Source organism: Streptococcus vulneris (genome assembly GCF_019218685.1).
In the GTDB taxonomy this organism is placed as follows: Bacteria; Bacillota; Bacilli; order Lactobacillales; family Streptococcaceae; genus Streptococcus; species Streptococcus vulneris.
This window is the reverse complement of the sequence record NZ_JAHUZC010000036.1, coordinates 1-410: the sequence shown is the minus strand read 5'-3', so window position 1 is coordinate 410 and position 410 is coordinate 1. Positions and strand designations below refer to the sequence as shown.

At 53.2% G+C, this 410-nt stretch carries 1 protein-coding gene; it reads left to right on the top strand.

Annotation, left to right across the window (positions count from 1 at the left end):
- A partial coding sequence (locus KUA57_RS09485; RefSeq protein ID WP_218494158.1) for an integrase core domain-containing protein occupies window positions 1–308 on the top strand: 308 nt, incomplete at its 5' end.
- Window positions 309–410 lie beyond the last annotated feature (102 nt).

Sequence of the window (410 nt, the reverse complement as noted above, 5' to 3'; positions counted from 1 at the left end):
AGGCGATTGATCACACCCGTACCAAGGCCAAGAGTCCGCAGACCAACGGTATTTGTGAGCGGTTCCATCAGACGATCCAGAACGAATTCTATGCGAGCGCGTTCCGGCGCAAGCTCTATCACGATCTGAACGAACTGCAGAGCGATGTCGACGCATGGATGCAGACCTACAATACCGAACGCACGCACTCGGGGAAATACTGCTACGGCAAGACGCCGATGCAGACGTTCGCAGAAAGTGCGTCATTGGCGCGCGACAGGCAACTGGATCGGATCATGCCGACAAAGCCCATCGTACAAACCGCTTAGGTGACGTGTCTGTCAGATCAAGTCTTGGTTAGGACACATAATAAAGGTTGGGGATGTCTTCGAAATGCTTGAGCTTGATAGGTTGGTCGGGCTGTACTGAGA